A 12,933-nucleotide genomic window follows, 5' to 3' on the forward strand; every position below is an offset into this window, starting at 1 on the left:
TCAGTCTCCTTCGAACACGGGACGCGACTTCGCCGCGAACGCGCGATACGCACGCTCGAAATCGCGCGTCGTCATGCAGATGGCCTGTGCCTGCGCTTCGGATTCGATCGCTTCGTCGATGCTCATACTCCATTCCTGGTGCAGCATCTTCTTCGTGACGCCGTGCGCGAACGTCGGGCCGGCGGCGAGATCGGCGGCGAGTTTCGATGCTTCGTCGAGCAGCGCTTCCGGCGCGCACAGGCGGTTGTAGAAGCCCCACGCGTAGCCTTCTTCGCCGCTCGCGGAGCGCCCCGTATACAGCAGTTCGGATGCGCGCCCCTGGCCGATGATGCGCGGCAGGATCGAGCACGCGCCCATGTCGCAACCGGCAAGGCCCACACGCGTGAACAGAAACGCGAGCTTGCTGCGCACGGTGCCGAGGCGCATGTCGGAGGCCATCGCGAGAATCGCGCCCGCGCCTGCGCACACGCCGTCGACGGCCGCGATGACCGGTTGCGGACAATGCCGCATCGCTTTCACGAGATCGCCGGTCATGCGCGTGAAGAGCAGCAGTTCGGGCATCGGCAGATCGATCAGCGGCGCGATGATGTCGTGCACGTCGCCGCCCGAGCAGAAGTTGTCGCCCGCGCCGTGCATCACGACGACCTTCACGTCGGTTGCATAGGCGAGTTGCCGGAACAGATCGCGCAACTCCGCGTACGATTCGAACGTCAGCGGGTTCTTGCGCTCGGGGCGGTTCAGCATGATCGTCGCGACGCCCGCGTTGACGGACCAGCCAAAGTGCTGCGCCTCATACGCGGCGAGCGCGATGCGATTGCCGGCCAGCAGGGCTTCGGCAGCGGAACGGGTCATCGTTGTCTCCTCTTTTGCGGATGTCGCGCGTCAGCTCTTGATCGTGTTCAGCAGATGCTGCTTGAGCTTGCCGAGCTTCTGATGCGTGTGCGATTTCTCATCAAGATCGAGGCCGCCGAACATTTCGACGACCCATTGCTCGTGCGCGACGGCCATTTTGTCGAACAGCGCGCGGCCTTCAGGCGTGAGACGCACGCTGATCGAACGGCGGTCGTTCGGATCGGTGTCGCGCGCGACGAGCCCTTCTTTTTCCAGTTGATCTGTAATTCCGGTGATATTGCCGCCCGTCACCATCAACCTCCGCGACAGTTCCGTCATCTTCAGGCCTTCGGGATGACGCTCCAGTTGCGCCATCAGATCGAAGCGCGGCAGCGTCGTGTCGAACTCGTTGCGCAGACGCTTGCGCAATTCCGCTTGCACGAGGTTGGTCGTCGTCAGCATGCGCAGCCACAGGCGCAAACCCATGTGGCTATCCGCGCCCGTGCTCATTTCCATGTCCACGACGTTCTCCGCGGGTTTCGCAATGCCTTTGCGCGCCAGTTTGGTTTCGGCGGTGTCAGTGGTCTTCTTCTTTGCAATGTTGCTCATGTGACTTCTCCGCCTGAAACGGAAACAGATTGACCTGTGATGGATTCGGAGCCGGGCATGCACAGCCACAGCACGGCATTCGCGACTTCGGCGGGCGCGACGAAGCGGCGCTGCGGGTTGTTGCGCACGAGAATGCCGCGTGTTTCCTGTTCGCTGCGTGAAGTCTTCGCGGTGATCTGGTCGAGCGACGCGCGCAGCAGTTCCGTTTCCGTATAGCCGGGACAGACGGCGTTGACGGTGACGCCTTTCGTCGCGACTTCGAGCGCGAGCGAGCGCGTGAGGCCGATCACGCCATGCTTGGCCGCGCAGTAAGCGGCGACGTACGCGTAACCGATCTGTCCTGCCGTGCTCGCGACGTTGACGATGCGGCCAAAGCCGCGATCGAGCATCGAAGGCAACACGGCGCGCGTGCAGAGAAACACGCCCGTCAGGTTGACGTCGAGCATGCGTTGCCACAGCGCCGTATCCGTGTGCGCGAAGGGTGCGGCTTGCGCCTGGCCGGCGTTGTTGACGAGCACATCGACAGCGCCCGCAATCGACGATGCTTCAGAAAACGCCTTGTTTACAGCGGTTTCGTCGCACACGTCGACGCTGATGCAGGCCGCGATCTCGCCATACGCGCTCAAGGTTTCGCGCTGCGCGGCAAGACGTTGCGCGTCGCGGCCCATCAGCGTGACGCGCGCGCCAGCGCGAACCAGCGCTTCTGCCGTCGCCGCGCCGATGCCGCTGCCGCCGCCCGTCACGACAGCGTGCTTTCCCGCAAGGGTGCTGTTCATCAAACCGTTCCTTCCGCGCGTTGCGCGCGTTCGATCGGTGAAAGCCGCGCATTCTCGGCGGCCTGCGCACGCTCGCGTTCGTAATTGCGTTCGAGCTGCGACTTGGCCGCCGTGTATTGCTTCGGCCAGTTGACGTCGAAGTAGCCGATCTTCGCTGCTTCGTTCAGCGTCCACGACGGATTCGCCAGATGCGGACGCGCGACCGCGCACAAGTCCGCTCGGCCTGCTGCGATGATGCTGTTCACGTGATCCGCCTCGGAGATCGCGCCGACTGCGATCGTCGCGATGCCCGCCTCGTTGCGGATGCGATCGGCGAACGGCGTCTGGAACATACGTCCAAATACTGGCTTTTCTTCCTTGCTGACCTGACCCGACGACACGTCGATCATGTCCGCGCCCGCCGCCTTGAACGCGCGTGCGATCTCGACGGCGTCGTCGGGTGTCGTGCCACCGTCGACCCAGTCGTGCGCGGAGATGCGCACCGACATCGGCTTGTCCTGCGGCCACACCTTGCGCATCGCGGCGAACACTTCAAGCGGATAGCGCAGGCGATTCGCAAGCGAGCCACCGTATTCGTCGGTGCGATGATTGGTGAGCGGCGAGAGAAAACTCGACAGGAAATAGCCGTGCGCGCAGTGCAGTTCGAGCCAGTCGAAGCCCGCTTCAGCGGCCATTTCCGTTGCGCGCACGAATTGCGTTTCGATCTCGCGCAACTCTGCATGCGTCGCTTCGCGCGACCATTGGCTCACGCCGGCCAGGTATTGCTGCGGCGATGCCGACACCAACGGCCAGTTGTCATCGGGCAAGGGCTGATCGATGCCTTCCCAACTGACGCGCGTCGAAGCCTTCGCGCCCGCGTGACCGAGCTGCATGCCGATCTTCGCATCGGATTGCCCGTGCACGAACTGCACGATGCGGCGCCACGCGGCGAGATGCTCGGGCGCGTACATGCCGGGGCATCCCGGCGTGATGCGCGCCTCGGGCGACACGCACGTCATCTCGGTCATCACGAGCGCCGCGCCACCCATGGCGCGCGCGCCGAGATGCATCAGGTGATAGTCGCCAGCGATGCCGTCGACGGCTGAATACTGCGCCATCGGCGAGACGACGACACGGTTCTTCAATGTCACGCCGCGCAGTTTGAACGGCGTGAACATGGGCGGGACGGAGTGCTTTTCCGGCGCGCGTTCGATGCCCGCGCGCGCCGCCAGCCAGTCTTCGAATGACGAGAGATAGCCGGCATCGCGCTCGCGCAGGTTCTCGTGCGAAATGCGCTGCGAGCGCGTCAGCAGTGAATACGCGAACTGCTCCGGCTCGAAAGCGGTGTAACGGTCGACATGTTCGAACCATTCCGTCGAATTGCGCGCGGCGTTCTGGATGCGCAGCACGTCTACGCTGCGCACTTCCGTGTAGTGCGCGAGTGCGGCGGCGAGATCGTGCGGATGCGCGTCGATGCTGTTCGCGAGTTCGATCGCGTCTTCGAGTGCGAGCTTGGTGCCGGAGCCGATCGAAAAATGCGCGGTGTGCGCGGCGTCGCCCATCAGCACGACGGGTATGCGTTTGCCGTCGGCGCCTGTTTTCCAGTGCGCCCATTCGCGATTGACGACACGCGGAAAGCGGATCCATTGCGACGAGCCGCGCAGATGGCTCGCGTTCGACATCAGCGGATGGCCGTCGAGGTACTTCGCAAAGAGCCGCTCGCAGAACGCGATGCTGTCTTCCTTGCTCATTTCGTCGAGTCCGGCCGCGCGCCACACGCGCTCAGGCGTTTCGACGATGAACGTCGACGTCTGGTCGTCGAAGCGGTACGCATGCGCCTGGAACCAGCCCCATTCGGTTTTTTCGAAGGCGAACGTGAAGGCGTCGAAGAGCTTGTTCGTGCCGAGCCACACGAAGCGACAGTCGCGCATGTCGATGTCGGGTTGATAGGTCGACGCGTATTTCTGGCGGATGGCGCTGTTCAGGCCGTCGCTGGCGATGATGAGGTCGGCGTCGTAGTCGTCGTCGTTCGTGACCTGGGTTTCGAAGACCAGCTTTACGCCGAGTTCTTCGCAACGCGCCTGCAGGATGTTCAGCAGGCGCTTGCGGCCGATACCGCAAAAGCCATGCCCCGAGGAGCGTACTTTCGCGCCGCGAAAGTTGATTTCGATGTCGTCCCAGTGGTTGAACGCGTCGAGGATCATCTCGGCGCTTTTGGCGTCGGCGGCGCGCAGATTGCCCAAGGTCTGGTCGGAGAACACGACGCCCCAGCCGAAGGTGTCGTACGGCCGGTTGCGCTCGACGATGACCACTTCGTGCGCCGGATGCCGGTGCTTCATCAACAACCCGAAATACAGCCCAGCCGGGCCGCCGCCGATACAGACAATGCGCATGCTGGTTCCCCAACGTGTGTGCTCGGCTTTACTTTAGGTTTTGATAGTTTAAGTGTCAAGTAAATTTCGGCGGGAAGGTGGAGTGAGATTTTGTTGTGAAAATACGAATGAATCGCATTTGATAGATAGAGTAAGAAACGGGGCTCGCCTGATCGAGAGTCGCCACCAGTCGGCGCGAGCGCCAACTACGCACGAAAAACATGCTGTAGCGCGGTGACTATCAAATCTACTAAACGGTCAAATCTCGTTGCAAATGCGAATCGTTGTCATTACCATTCACACGAAATTTCGCCACCGTTTGCACCAGGTGTTTCGCAACCCGCCTGCCATAACAACGAATGAAGATTCTGAAGTCTGACCACCACGCGCTTTCTATTCACCGTCTTTCCCGTTACCAGTCCGTTCTCGGCGCGGCGCTGCTCATCAGCGTCGGGCTTGCGCTATCGACTGCACCGTCGCGCGCTCACGCGCAGGACGCCGTCGCCGCAGACGCGACGCTTCCAACCGTCAGCGTAAAAGCGTCGGCTGATAACGATGGGGCGCAGGCCGACAAGATCAGTGCTGGCGCGCTCGGCACGCTCAAGCAGGTCGACACGCCGTTTTCGACGCACGTCGTGACAAGCGAAGAGGCGCAGGATCTGTTCGCGAACACGGCCAACGACCTGTTCCAGTACGACCCGGCCGTGTCGATCACGAGCACCAACGCCATCGGCGAAAACTCGATGTTCAACGTGCGAGGCCTGCCGATCGACACGCTCAACAGCATCAAGGTCGATGGTCAGAGCTTCCCCTCGTGGGACACTGATCTCGCACTCGAGCCGTTCGAGCAGGTGGAACTGCTGAAAGGGCTATCCGGCTTCATGTACGGATTTGGCTCGCCGGGCGGTATCGTCAATTACGTACTGAAGCGTCCGACCGATACGCCGTATCGCAGCTTCTCGGTGGGCTATCAGTCGGCGGGTGTGTTCAGCGAAAAACTCGACGTCGGCGGCCGCTTCGGCAAGGACGACCGGTTCGGCTACCGCTTCAACCTCGTCAACGAAGAAGGCAATACGGCCGAGGCAAATGGTCATCTGCGACGCCAGGTGGCGTCAGCGGCGCTGGACTTCCGCATTACGCCGGACCTGACCTGGACGGTGGACGCGTTCTACACGAAACGCAAGCAGGAAGGCACGATCTTCGGCCTGATGTTCGGCTCGGACGCGGGCGGCATTCCTGACGCGAGCAAGGTGACGCACAATCTGTCGCAGCCGCAGAACTACTACCAGGTTGAAATGGCGTCGTTCGGAACCGGTCTCGACTATCGGCTCTCCGAGAACTGGCACGCGAGCGTGAAGTACCGCTTCGCGAAGGAAAACCGCACGAACTCGGACAGTCTGCTGTACGTGTACAACACGGCGGGCGACTACTCCAACACGCTGTATGCGGCGATGACGCGATACTTCTACCAGAACGTCGACGCGATGGTGGAAGGCAAGTTCAACACGGGCAGCATCAAGCACAATGTCGTCTTCGGTGCGGGATATCAATCGCAGGTCACCGAGTACGACAATAGCGAAGGCTGGAACGACGGGTACAGCCTCGGCGTCGGCAACATCTATAGCAGCACGTTCCTGACCAATGCCGACGTGCATATCGGCGAGAACCTCTACAAACAGTCCCGCACGACTCAGGCCGCTATCTACGCGAGCGACACCGTGCAGTTCACGCCGCGCATTTCGGCGTTGCTCGGCTTGCGGTACACGCAGTTCCATCAGTTCACGTACGATCCGACGGGCGCAACTACCGCGAATTACAGCGCGTCTCCCGTCACGCCGACTGTGGCGCTGATGTACAAGACGGACCCGTATTCGACGCTGTATGTCAGCTATGTCCAGTCGCTGGAGCAAGGCGGTTCGGCTGCGAACACCAACCTCAACTACCCGGCGACGTTTGGTCCGCTGCGCAGCAAGCAGTACGAAGTGGGCTTTAAGACGGATCGCAGCAAGTGGGGCGCGAATCTGGCGCTGTTCCGCGTAGACCAGGGCTACTACTACACCAACTCGGCCAACATCTTCGTGCAGGACGGCACCAAGCGTTATACGGGCGTCGATGCGAGCGGCTGGCTTCAGCTTGCCAGCGACTGGCGCGTGATGGGTGGCGTGATGTGGCTCGATACCAAGGCCGTCGATATCGACGATCCGACCATCGAGGGCAAGCGCGTCTACGGGGCGCCGCGATGGACGGTGACGGGCCGTGTCGAATACAACCCGTCGTACATGCGTCGCCTTACGCTGGCGTTCGGTGGCCGCTACGTCAGTGATATGGCCGTGGATGCTGCCAACACGCAATTCGTACCGGCATATACGGTGTTCGATCTGAGCGGCAAGTATGAAACGCGTATTGCGGGGAAAGAGGTGACGTTCCGCGCGGGTATCAACAACCTCTTGAATCGCCGTTACTGGACGACCGCGTGGGGCTACTACGTCAGCCCGTCCGCGACGCGTACGGCAGTGGCTAGCGCAACAATGCAATTCTAAGCAGAGCGCGGCGATAATCAGCGCAGAGAGGTACGGAAGCGACGGGCACACTGTGTCGTGTGACTGTCGCTTCTAACACGATGCTTCTGATGCGTCTAACGCATTCGACAGCACCACGCAAATCTATCTTATCCGAAGCTTCATCCACAAAATGACGCTTCGGATACAGCCGAACGTACGCCATTGATCGTCGCCTCCCGGTGCCAGCTTCAACTCGATGGCCTTCCTTGCAGATAACAGATTAGTAATCGAGCGGCCAGATTTTGGTCATCCGCGCTCGACAATAATCTAACCGTCACAACCCTGGTCCCAAGCCTGATGCCAAACGGCAACTTGAATTCGTCATGAGCGGATAAGGAACCGTTAAGTCTTTTGGACCTAATCTGAGCGTGCATCTTTTGAACCCGCTCATCAAGGAAGGAGAGTTCGATGAAAACCTCAATCACCATCGCGATGCTGACTGCCGCCCTTTTGGCGCCCGCAATCTCGTATGCGAAGATCGATTCGAATGACAGTACGACGCGTGCCGAAGTCACGGCGCAGATTGCGCAGGCCGAGAAAGACGGCACGCTGCATCAATCGAAGGTGCACTATCCCGACTACAACGCAAGCGCGTCCACCGCGGCACGGCAATCGGCGAGCGATTACGGAACGATGCCGTTGAATTATTCGCAATCGGGATCGCCGGCGAAAGGCATGAGCGATAGCACGCTATTCGAACATCATTGATGAAACAGCGTGCAGCCGGGTGCTGCATGTCTAACGTTTGATGGCCCAGTCTATCGCGGCATCGAACAATTGCTGGCCTGACTGCGAGAGGTTCGAGAAGGAGTCGTTGCTCATGAAGAACATCACGCGTCGGGCAGGCGCGAGCGTTTCGTAATCCATTGTCGCCCCCGTTTCGTAGGCAAAAATGGCAGCCTTGTCGGGCTGACCATAGACGCTCGCGATAATGGATGCGCCGAGGCCCGGCTTGCCCCAACTCATCGCCGCCTGCTTTCCATACACATTGACGACGCCTGCCGGCAAGCCCGCAGCGATTGGATGCGGCGCATTCACCAGCCACAGATAACGCTCTTTTTCGGTCTCGCCGAAATCGACATCATGGCGCTTGCCACTCATCGCCAAATCGTCGAGCAGATCGTTTTCCCAGGTGACGAGCGGCACGGGTAGCGTGCGCCACCCAGGCAGCACATCCTTCGACGATACCGTCGATGATATGACGATCAGACTCGCGTCGCGCGCAAGTTCGGGGCGGTAGTCCTGATCGACGAGTTGAACCGAGTAGCCGCGTGCGCCGAGATGCGCGGCAATGCGCTGATCGGTTGCAAGGTTGGGGCCCTTCAGTTGTACGACCATCACGATACTCTTCTGCTTGTCTTGAGTATTGGCGCGAGCGATGGAAGGTAAGAGCGCGGCAGTCGCGAGACCTAGCAGGGAAGAGAGCGCGTGGCGTCGCGTGTGATCGATCGTGGCCGTTTGATTGCGTTTCATGGTCAACTCCTCGTAGCCGGGGTCAGAATTCGAGCGTGGAAAGGAGCGACACTTGCCGCGCGTCGCCGACCGCTACGAAATAGCGATTCGCGCTGGACGGGTAATAGGTCTTGTTGAAGAGGTTCTTCACATTCAACTGGAACGACACATTGTGTCCGCCCCATTTCGTGTTGTAGTTCGCGAACGCATCGGCGACGGTATAGGCGGGCAGTGTGAAGCTGTTCGCGGAATCGCCGGGCCGCTCGCCGACATAGTGCGCGCCCGCGCCCACGCGCAACTGATCGCCGCCGAAGATCGCGCCGAAGTCGTAGACGGCGGCGAGCGACGCCGTATGCTGCGCGACATTCCACAGCCGGTTGCCCGCATACAGTGGGTCTTCCGTCGTTTTCGCGTCGATGTACGCGTAGCTCGCAATGACGCTCCAGCGTTGGCCGATCTGCCCGGCGACATCGAGCTCGATGCCGCGCGAACGCGCCTTGCCTGACGTTCGCCAGTCGGTTTGTTTGGTCGAGTCGTTGTACTGCGACACCAGCACGTTCGATTTGTCGATGTTGAAGAACGCGAGCGTGCCCGTCACGCCGGCCGGCATTGCGACTTTCGCGCCGACCTCCCACGAGGTCGCTTCTTCCGGCAGCACCGACGAGTCGATCACGACACCCGAACTAGTGGAGCGATGGTCGACGTCGGCTTCAGCGATTGCGTATAGCTGCCGTACAGCGAGACGGTATCGGTCCACTTGTAGACGACACCCGCGCGCGGCAGCCATTTGGTGCCGTTCAGATCGGTGTTCACCTGGAACGGGCGGCCACGTCCCGCGACCTGGTTGTACGACAGGAAGCGTGCGCCGCCGACGAGAATCCACTTGTCGGTCAGATGCAGACTGTCCTGAAAGAACACGGATGCGTCGTGTAACGTGTCGGTCTGGTCGCTGTCGCTGGCGGATACGGTGGTCGACGAGCGTTCGAGGCCGTAGACGGGGTGTAGATAGTTGAACGTGTACTTCGTCGCCTGCCGCAACAGGTCCTTGCGATAGATGCGCCGGTATTCGTCGTCGACGCCCACCTGCAGGTCGTTGCGCAAACCCGCTACGGTGAAATGTCCATCGATATACGCGATCGCGTAGCTGTCCGTGCTGAGCGCACCGTGCGTCGCGTCGTTGCTGCGCGAGAGCACGCCTGTCGTGCTGTTGACGCCTTGCACGCGCAGCTGGCCAGCATCGTACGTTTCGCGGTTATAGCTGTAGCCGAAATGCGCTTTCCAGTTCGCGTCGATCTGATGATCGACGGTCAGTTGCGCGAGATGCGACTCGCCGTCCATTTCGTTGAACGGCTCGTCGAGACGCTCGCGCGCAGGGATGGCCAGCGGCTCGTTAGTCTTTGGATCGAGCGCGGTGCCGCGATCGAACGGATAAAGGAACTTGCGATACTCGTATGACAGTACGACCTGCGTATCGCGTCCATACCAGGCAAGCGAAGGCGCGACGAGCGTCTCGCGGTGTTCGCCAAAGTTGCGCCAGTACTGCTCGTTGACCTGGTCGACGACGAGACGGTACGCAAGGCCTGAATCGCCGATCGGCCCTGTCAGATCGAGCGTGCCGTCCGCGCCGTTGCGGCCGTGGCCGTAGGTCGAACCGAGCAGCGAGATGGCGTGATAAGGCGTGAGCAACGGCTGCTTGCTCACCACGTTGACGACGCCGCCCGGGTCCATGATGCCGTAGAGCAGCGATGACGGTCCCTTGAGCACTTCGACGCTGTCGGCTGCGGCGTTGAAGCCGCGGCCCTGCACGAGCGGCATGCCGTTGTGCATGATCGAGCCGTCACGGTTGCCGCCGAAGCCGCGTTTGAGCAGCGTGTCCTGAGTGCCCGCCAGCGTGTTGCCCTGGACGATGCCGCTGACGTTGGCGAGCGCGTCGTCGAGATTGCGCGGACGCTGATCGCGCAACACTTGTGCGGGCACGGTGTTGATGGCCTGCGGCACATCGATCACGGGAATGTCGGAGCGCGTGACATTCGCTTCGGGAGGCGGTCGGTAACTCCCCGCGCGAATACCTGTCGCGGCGACCTTGACGGTGGGCAACACGGCGCTGTCGTCGAGTTCGACATTGCTCGCATCTTCGACCAGCGTGTAGCTGCCGTTGGTCTGCTGGACGGACGACAGCCCCGTGCCGCGCAACAGGCGCACGAGCCCCTGCTGCGTATCGTATTCGCCGTGCAGGCCCGCGCTATGACGATTCGCTGTGAGCGCGCTCGGATACGACAGCATGATTCGCGCTTGCTGGCCATACTGGTTGAGTGCGCTTTCGAGCGGCCCGGCGGCGATGTCGAAAGACTGGCGCGGCGAGGTTTGGGCCGTGTCCGCTGCATCGGCGGTGGAAGTAGCGGAAGTAGCGGAAGCGGCGGGAGACGCGATGGTCGCAAAGATCGTTGCCGTCGCGATACCGATGAGGTGCCGCCCGGGAAACGCGCGACGACGTGAATAACGTGCGGCGGTATTCGCGCAGGCGCTTGCAGAAAGTCCCATGTTTTACGAAGCTCGAGGAGGTAGATGATCTGGTGTTCTCATCTGCCTTGTCCCGCGAGAATCGAAAACAGCTCAATACCGACAATAATTTTTTACCGCTTAGTGATTGCTGCGCTAGGAACGCACTGGCTTCACCGTGACCCAATAGCGCGTGATGTACTCGACCTCGACAGACAGCGTGCTCGCAAGCGTGTTGAGCACGCGATCCGTATCCGATAGCGGATAGGTGCCCGACAGGCGGAAGTCCGCGATCGACGGATCGCAGCGCACGTAGCCGTCCCGGTAGCGCCCGAGTTCGGACAGGAAGTCGGCGAGACGCATGTTGCTCGCGACCAGCATGCCCTGTGTCCATGCGGCTGTATCGGCGCTCGTAGGCTCTATCGGCATGATCTGCGTGGCGGTGAAGCGCATGCGCTCGCCTGCATGCACGACCTTGGACATACCCGGCGTGCGGCCCGGTTCAACCTTGACCGCGCCTTCGAACACGTCGAGCCGCGTCATCGACTCCTCTTGTCTGAGCGAGAAGCGCGTGCCGAGCGGTATCGACACACCTTGGGCCGTCTGCGCGACGAACGGACGAGGCGCGGGGCCGTCGTCGTGTCCCGTGACGACCATGATTTCGCCGCGAAGCAGAACGATGCGGCGCTCCGTGTCCGAGAAGCGGACATCGACGGCGCTCGCGGTATTGAGCATGAGCTGCGTGCCGTCAGCGAGCGTCACGTTTCGCTGCTCGCCCGTGCTGGTGCGCAGGTCCGCGTTCCAGCCGCGCGACGCGATCTGATCGCGCGCAAGCCAGGCCGTTCCGCCCGCAAAGAAGAGCAGAACGAGCGCTTTGGCGCCGGCGCGCCGTGCGGGCGAACGCGGACGCGTCAACTCGGCGCGCGCGGCACTCGCAGCCGGGCTTTCATTGACCATCTGAAGACGTTGACTCACGGACTGGATGTGCCGCCACGCGCGATCGTGATCGGCGTGTTCGGCTCGCCAGCATTCGAACGCGCGTCGTTGCGAATCGGTGATGTCACTGGACTGCAGATCGAGCCACCATTCGACCGCGCGACGCGCGACATTCGGAGCGATGCCGGGAGGACTGCCGATATTCACGCGTTCACTCCAGTTTCATCGCGAAGAAACATTGCGCGGCCGCTTTCAGCAGATAGCGCTTCACCGTCGCGAGGGAAATACGCAGCGTGTTGGCGATTTCCGTTTGCGTCGCGCCGTCGAGTTGCGCCATCAGGAATGCGCGCTTGACAGGTACGGGCAGACCGTCGAGCAACGCGTCGATCTCGCACAATGTTTCGAGCAGCACGGCACGTTCTTCGGGCGATGGCGCAAGCGGCTCCGGCACCAGCGCGAGCGCTTCCAGATAGGCGCGCTCGATCTGCTCACGTCGCCAGTGATTCGCCAGGACGCGCTGGGCGACCGTCGTTAGGAAGGCGCGTGGCTCGAGCAATTCAAGCGGCTCGTCACGCGCGAGCAGGCGCATGAACGTGTCGTGCGCAAGGTCGGCCGCCCGATGCGCGCATCCCAGCTTGCGGCGCAACCACGTGTGAAGCCAGCCATGATGGGCGACGTAAAGGTCTTCGACCTCGAGACGCAACGAGAGATTGTCTGCCGGCATGCGCGGTTTTTTCGGACGAGTCCGGTAAGCGAAAATAAAGCTGCTAAATGAGAATTATTCGTATTGTCGCACAGGGGAAAGCAGTCTTGCACGCGATCAAATTTCCCGCGCGTGCTTCGCCTGCCGACGGGAATGGCGCGCGGGCATACGTTCTGCGGCTGCGTTGAACGCCCGTCGCGCGCCGTTGCACGGGT

Annotated in this window: 9 protein-coding genes and 1 pseudogene; 2 read left to right on the forward strand and 8 right to left on the reverse strand. The window is 61.5% G+C overall.

Annotation, left to right across the window (positions count from 1 at the left end; genetic code table 11):
- The 4 genes from H1204_RS27480 to H1204_RS27495 are packed head-to-tail and all read right to left on the reverse strand — an operon-like array spanning position 1 to position 4,588.
- Positions 1 to 852: an enoyl-CoA hydratase family protein gene (locus H1204_RS27480; RefSeq protein WP_180731636.1), complete on the reverse strand. Its 852-nt coding sequence runs from the start codon at positions 850 to 852 to the stop codon at positions 1 to 3.
- Positions 853 to 882: 30 nt separating this feature from the next.
- Positions 883 to 1,440, reverse strand: a complete 558-nt coding sequence (locus H1204_RS27485) for a MarR family transcriptional regulator (protein WP_180731637.1) — start codon at positions 1,438 to 1,440, stop codon at positions 883 to 885.
- Complete coding sequence (locus H1204_RS27490) at positions 1,437 to 2,216, reverse strand: SDR family NAD(P)-dependent oxidoreductase (RefSeq protein WP_180731638.1); 780 nt, start codon at positions 2,214 to 2,216, stop codon at positions 1,437 to 1,439. The genes H1204_RS27485 and H1204_RS27490 overlap by 4 nt, the downstream gene beginning before the upstream one ends.
- Positions 2,216 to 4,588, reverse strand: a complete 2,373-nt coding sequence (locus tag H1204_RS27495; RefSeq protein WP_180731639.1) for a bifunctional salicylyl-CoA 5-hydroxylase/oxidoreductase — start codon at positions 4,586 to 4,588, stop codon at positions 2,216 to 2,218. Before H1204_RS27495 ends, H1204_RS27490 begins: the two co-directional genes overlap by 1 nt.
- 338 nt (positions 4,589 to 4,926) lie before the next feature.
- On the opposite strand from H1204_RS27495, the gene H1204_RS27500 reads away from it, so the two are divergent.
- On the forward strand, positions 4,927 to 7,107 hold the full coding sequence (locus tag H1204_RS27500; protein WP_180731640.1) for a TonB-dependent receptor: 2,181 nt from the start codon (positions 4,927 to 4,929) through the stop codon (positions 7,105 to 7,107).
- A 429-nt stretch (positions 7,108 to 7,536) separates the two neighbouring features.
- A complete protein-coding gene (locus H1204_RS27505) occupies positions 7,537 to 7,836 on the forward strand; it encodes a DUF4148 domain-containing protein (protein WP_180731641.1) in 300 nt (99 codons plus the stop codon).
- A 30-nt stretch (positions 7,837 to 7,866) separates the two neighbouring features.
- Here the strand turns inward: H1204_RS27505 and H1204_RS27510 are convergent, their stop codons facing one another.
- The 4 genes and pseudogenes from H1204_RS27510 to H1204_RS27525 all read right to left on the reverse strand — a co-directional run bounded on the left by H1204_RS27510 (position 7,867) and on the right by H1204_RS27525 (position 12,739).
- On the reverse strand, positions 7,867 to 8,601 hold the full coding sequence (locus tag H1204_RS27510) for a hypothetical protein (RefSeq protein ID WP_180731642.1): 735 nt from the start codon (positions 8,599 to 8,601) through the stop codon (positions 7,867 to 7,869).
- A 22-nt stretch (positions 8,602 to 8,623) separates the two neighbouring features.
- Positions 8,624 to 11,121: pseudogene (locus H1204_RS27515) on the reverse strand (TonB-dependent receptor).
- A 114-nt stretch (positions 11,122 to 11,235) separates the two neighbouring features.
- Complete coding sequence (locus tag H1204_RS27520) at positions 11,236 to 12,222, reverse strand: FecR domain-containing protein (RefSeq protein ID WP_180731643.1); 987 nt, start codon at positions 12,220 to 12,222, stop codon at positions 11,236 to 11,238.
- A gap of 4 nt (positions 12,223 to 12,226) precedes the next feature.
- Positions 12,227 to 12,739 carry a sigma-70 family RNA polymerase sigma factor gene (locus H1204_RS27525; RefSeq protein WP_180731644.1) on the reverse strand — a complete coding sequence of 171 codons (513 nt, stop codon included), beginning with the start codon at positions 12,737 to 12,739 and terminating at the stop codon, positions 12,227 to 12,229.
- Positions 12,740 to 12,933: the final 194 nt, after the last annotated feature.

The sequence above is a fragment of the Paraburkholderia sp. PGU19 genome, from assembly GCF_013426915.1.
GTDB lineage: Bacteria > Pseudomonadota > Gammaproteobacteria > Burkholderiales > Burkholderiaceae > Paraburkholderia.

Excerpts from the sequence above, each read along its gene's own strand:
- H1204_RS27480 (WP_180731636.1), bottom strand. The coding sequence starts at position 852 with ATGACCCGTTCCGCTGCCGAAGCCCTGCTGGCCGGCAATCGCATCGCG.
- H1204_RS27485 (WP_180731637.1), bottom strand. The coding sequence starts at position 1,440 with ATGAGCAACATTGCAAAGAAGAAGACCACTGACACCGCCGAAACCAAA.
- H1204_RS27490 (WP_180731638.1), bottom strand. The coding sequence starts at position 2,216 with ATGAACAGCACCCTTGCGGGAAAGCACGCTGTCGTGACGGGCGGCGGC.
- H1204_RS27495 (WP_180731639.1), bottom strand. The coding sequence starts at position 4,588 with ATGCGCATTGTCTGTATCGGCGGCGGCCCGGCTGGGCTGTATTTCGGG.
- H1204_RS27500 (WP_180731640.1), top strand. The coding sequence starts at position 4,927 with ATGAAGATTCTGAAGTCTGACCACCACGCGCTTTCTATTCACCGTCTT.
- H1204_RS27505 (WP_180731641.1), top strand. The coding sequence starts at position 7,537 with ATGAAAACCTCAATCACCATCGCGATGCTGACTGCCGCCCTTTTGGCG.
- H1204_RS27510 (WP_180731642.1), bottom strand. The coding sequence starts at position 8,601 with ATGAAACGCAATCAAACGGCCACGATCGATCACACGCGACGCCACGCG.
- H1204_RS27525 (WP_180731644.1), bottom strand. The coding sequence starts at position 12,739 with ATGCCGGCAGACAATCTCTCGTTGCGTCTCGAGGTCGAAGACCTTTAC.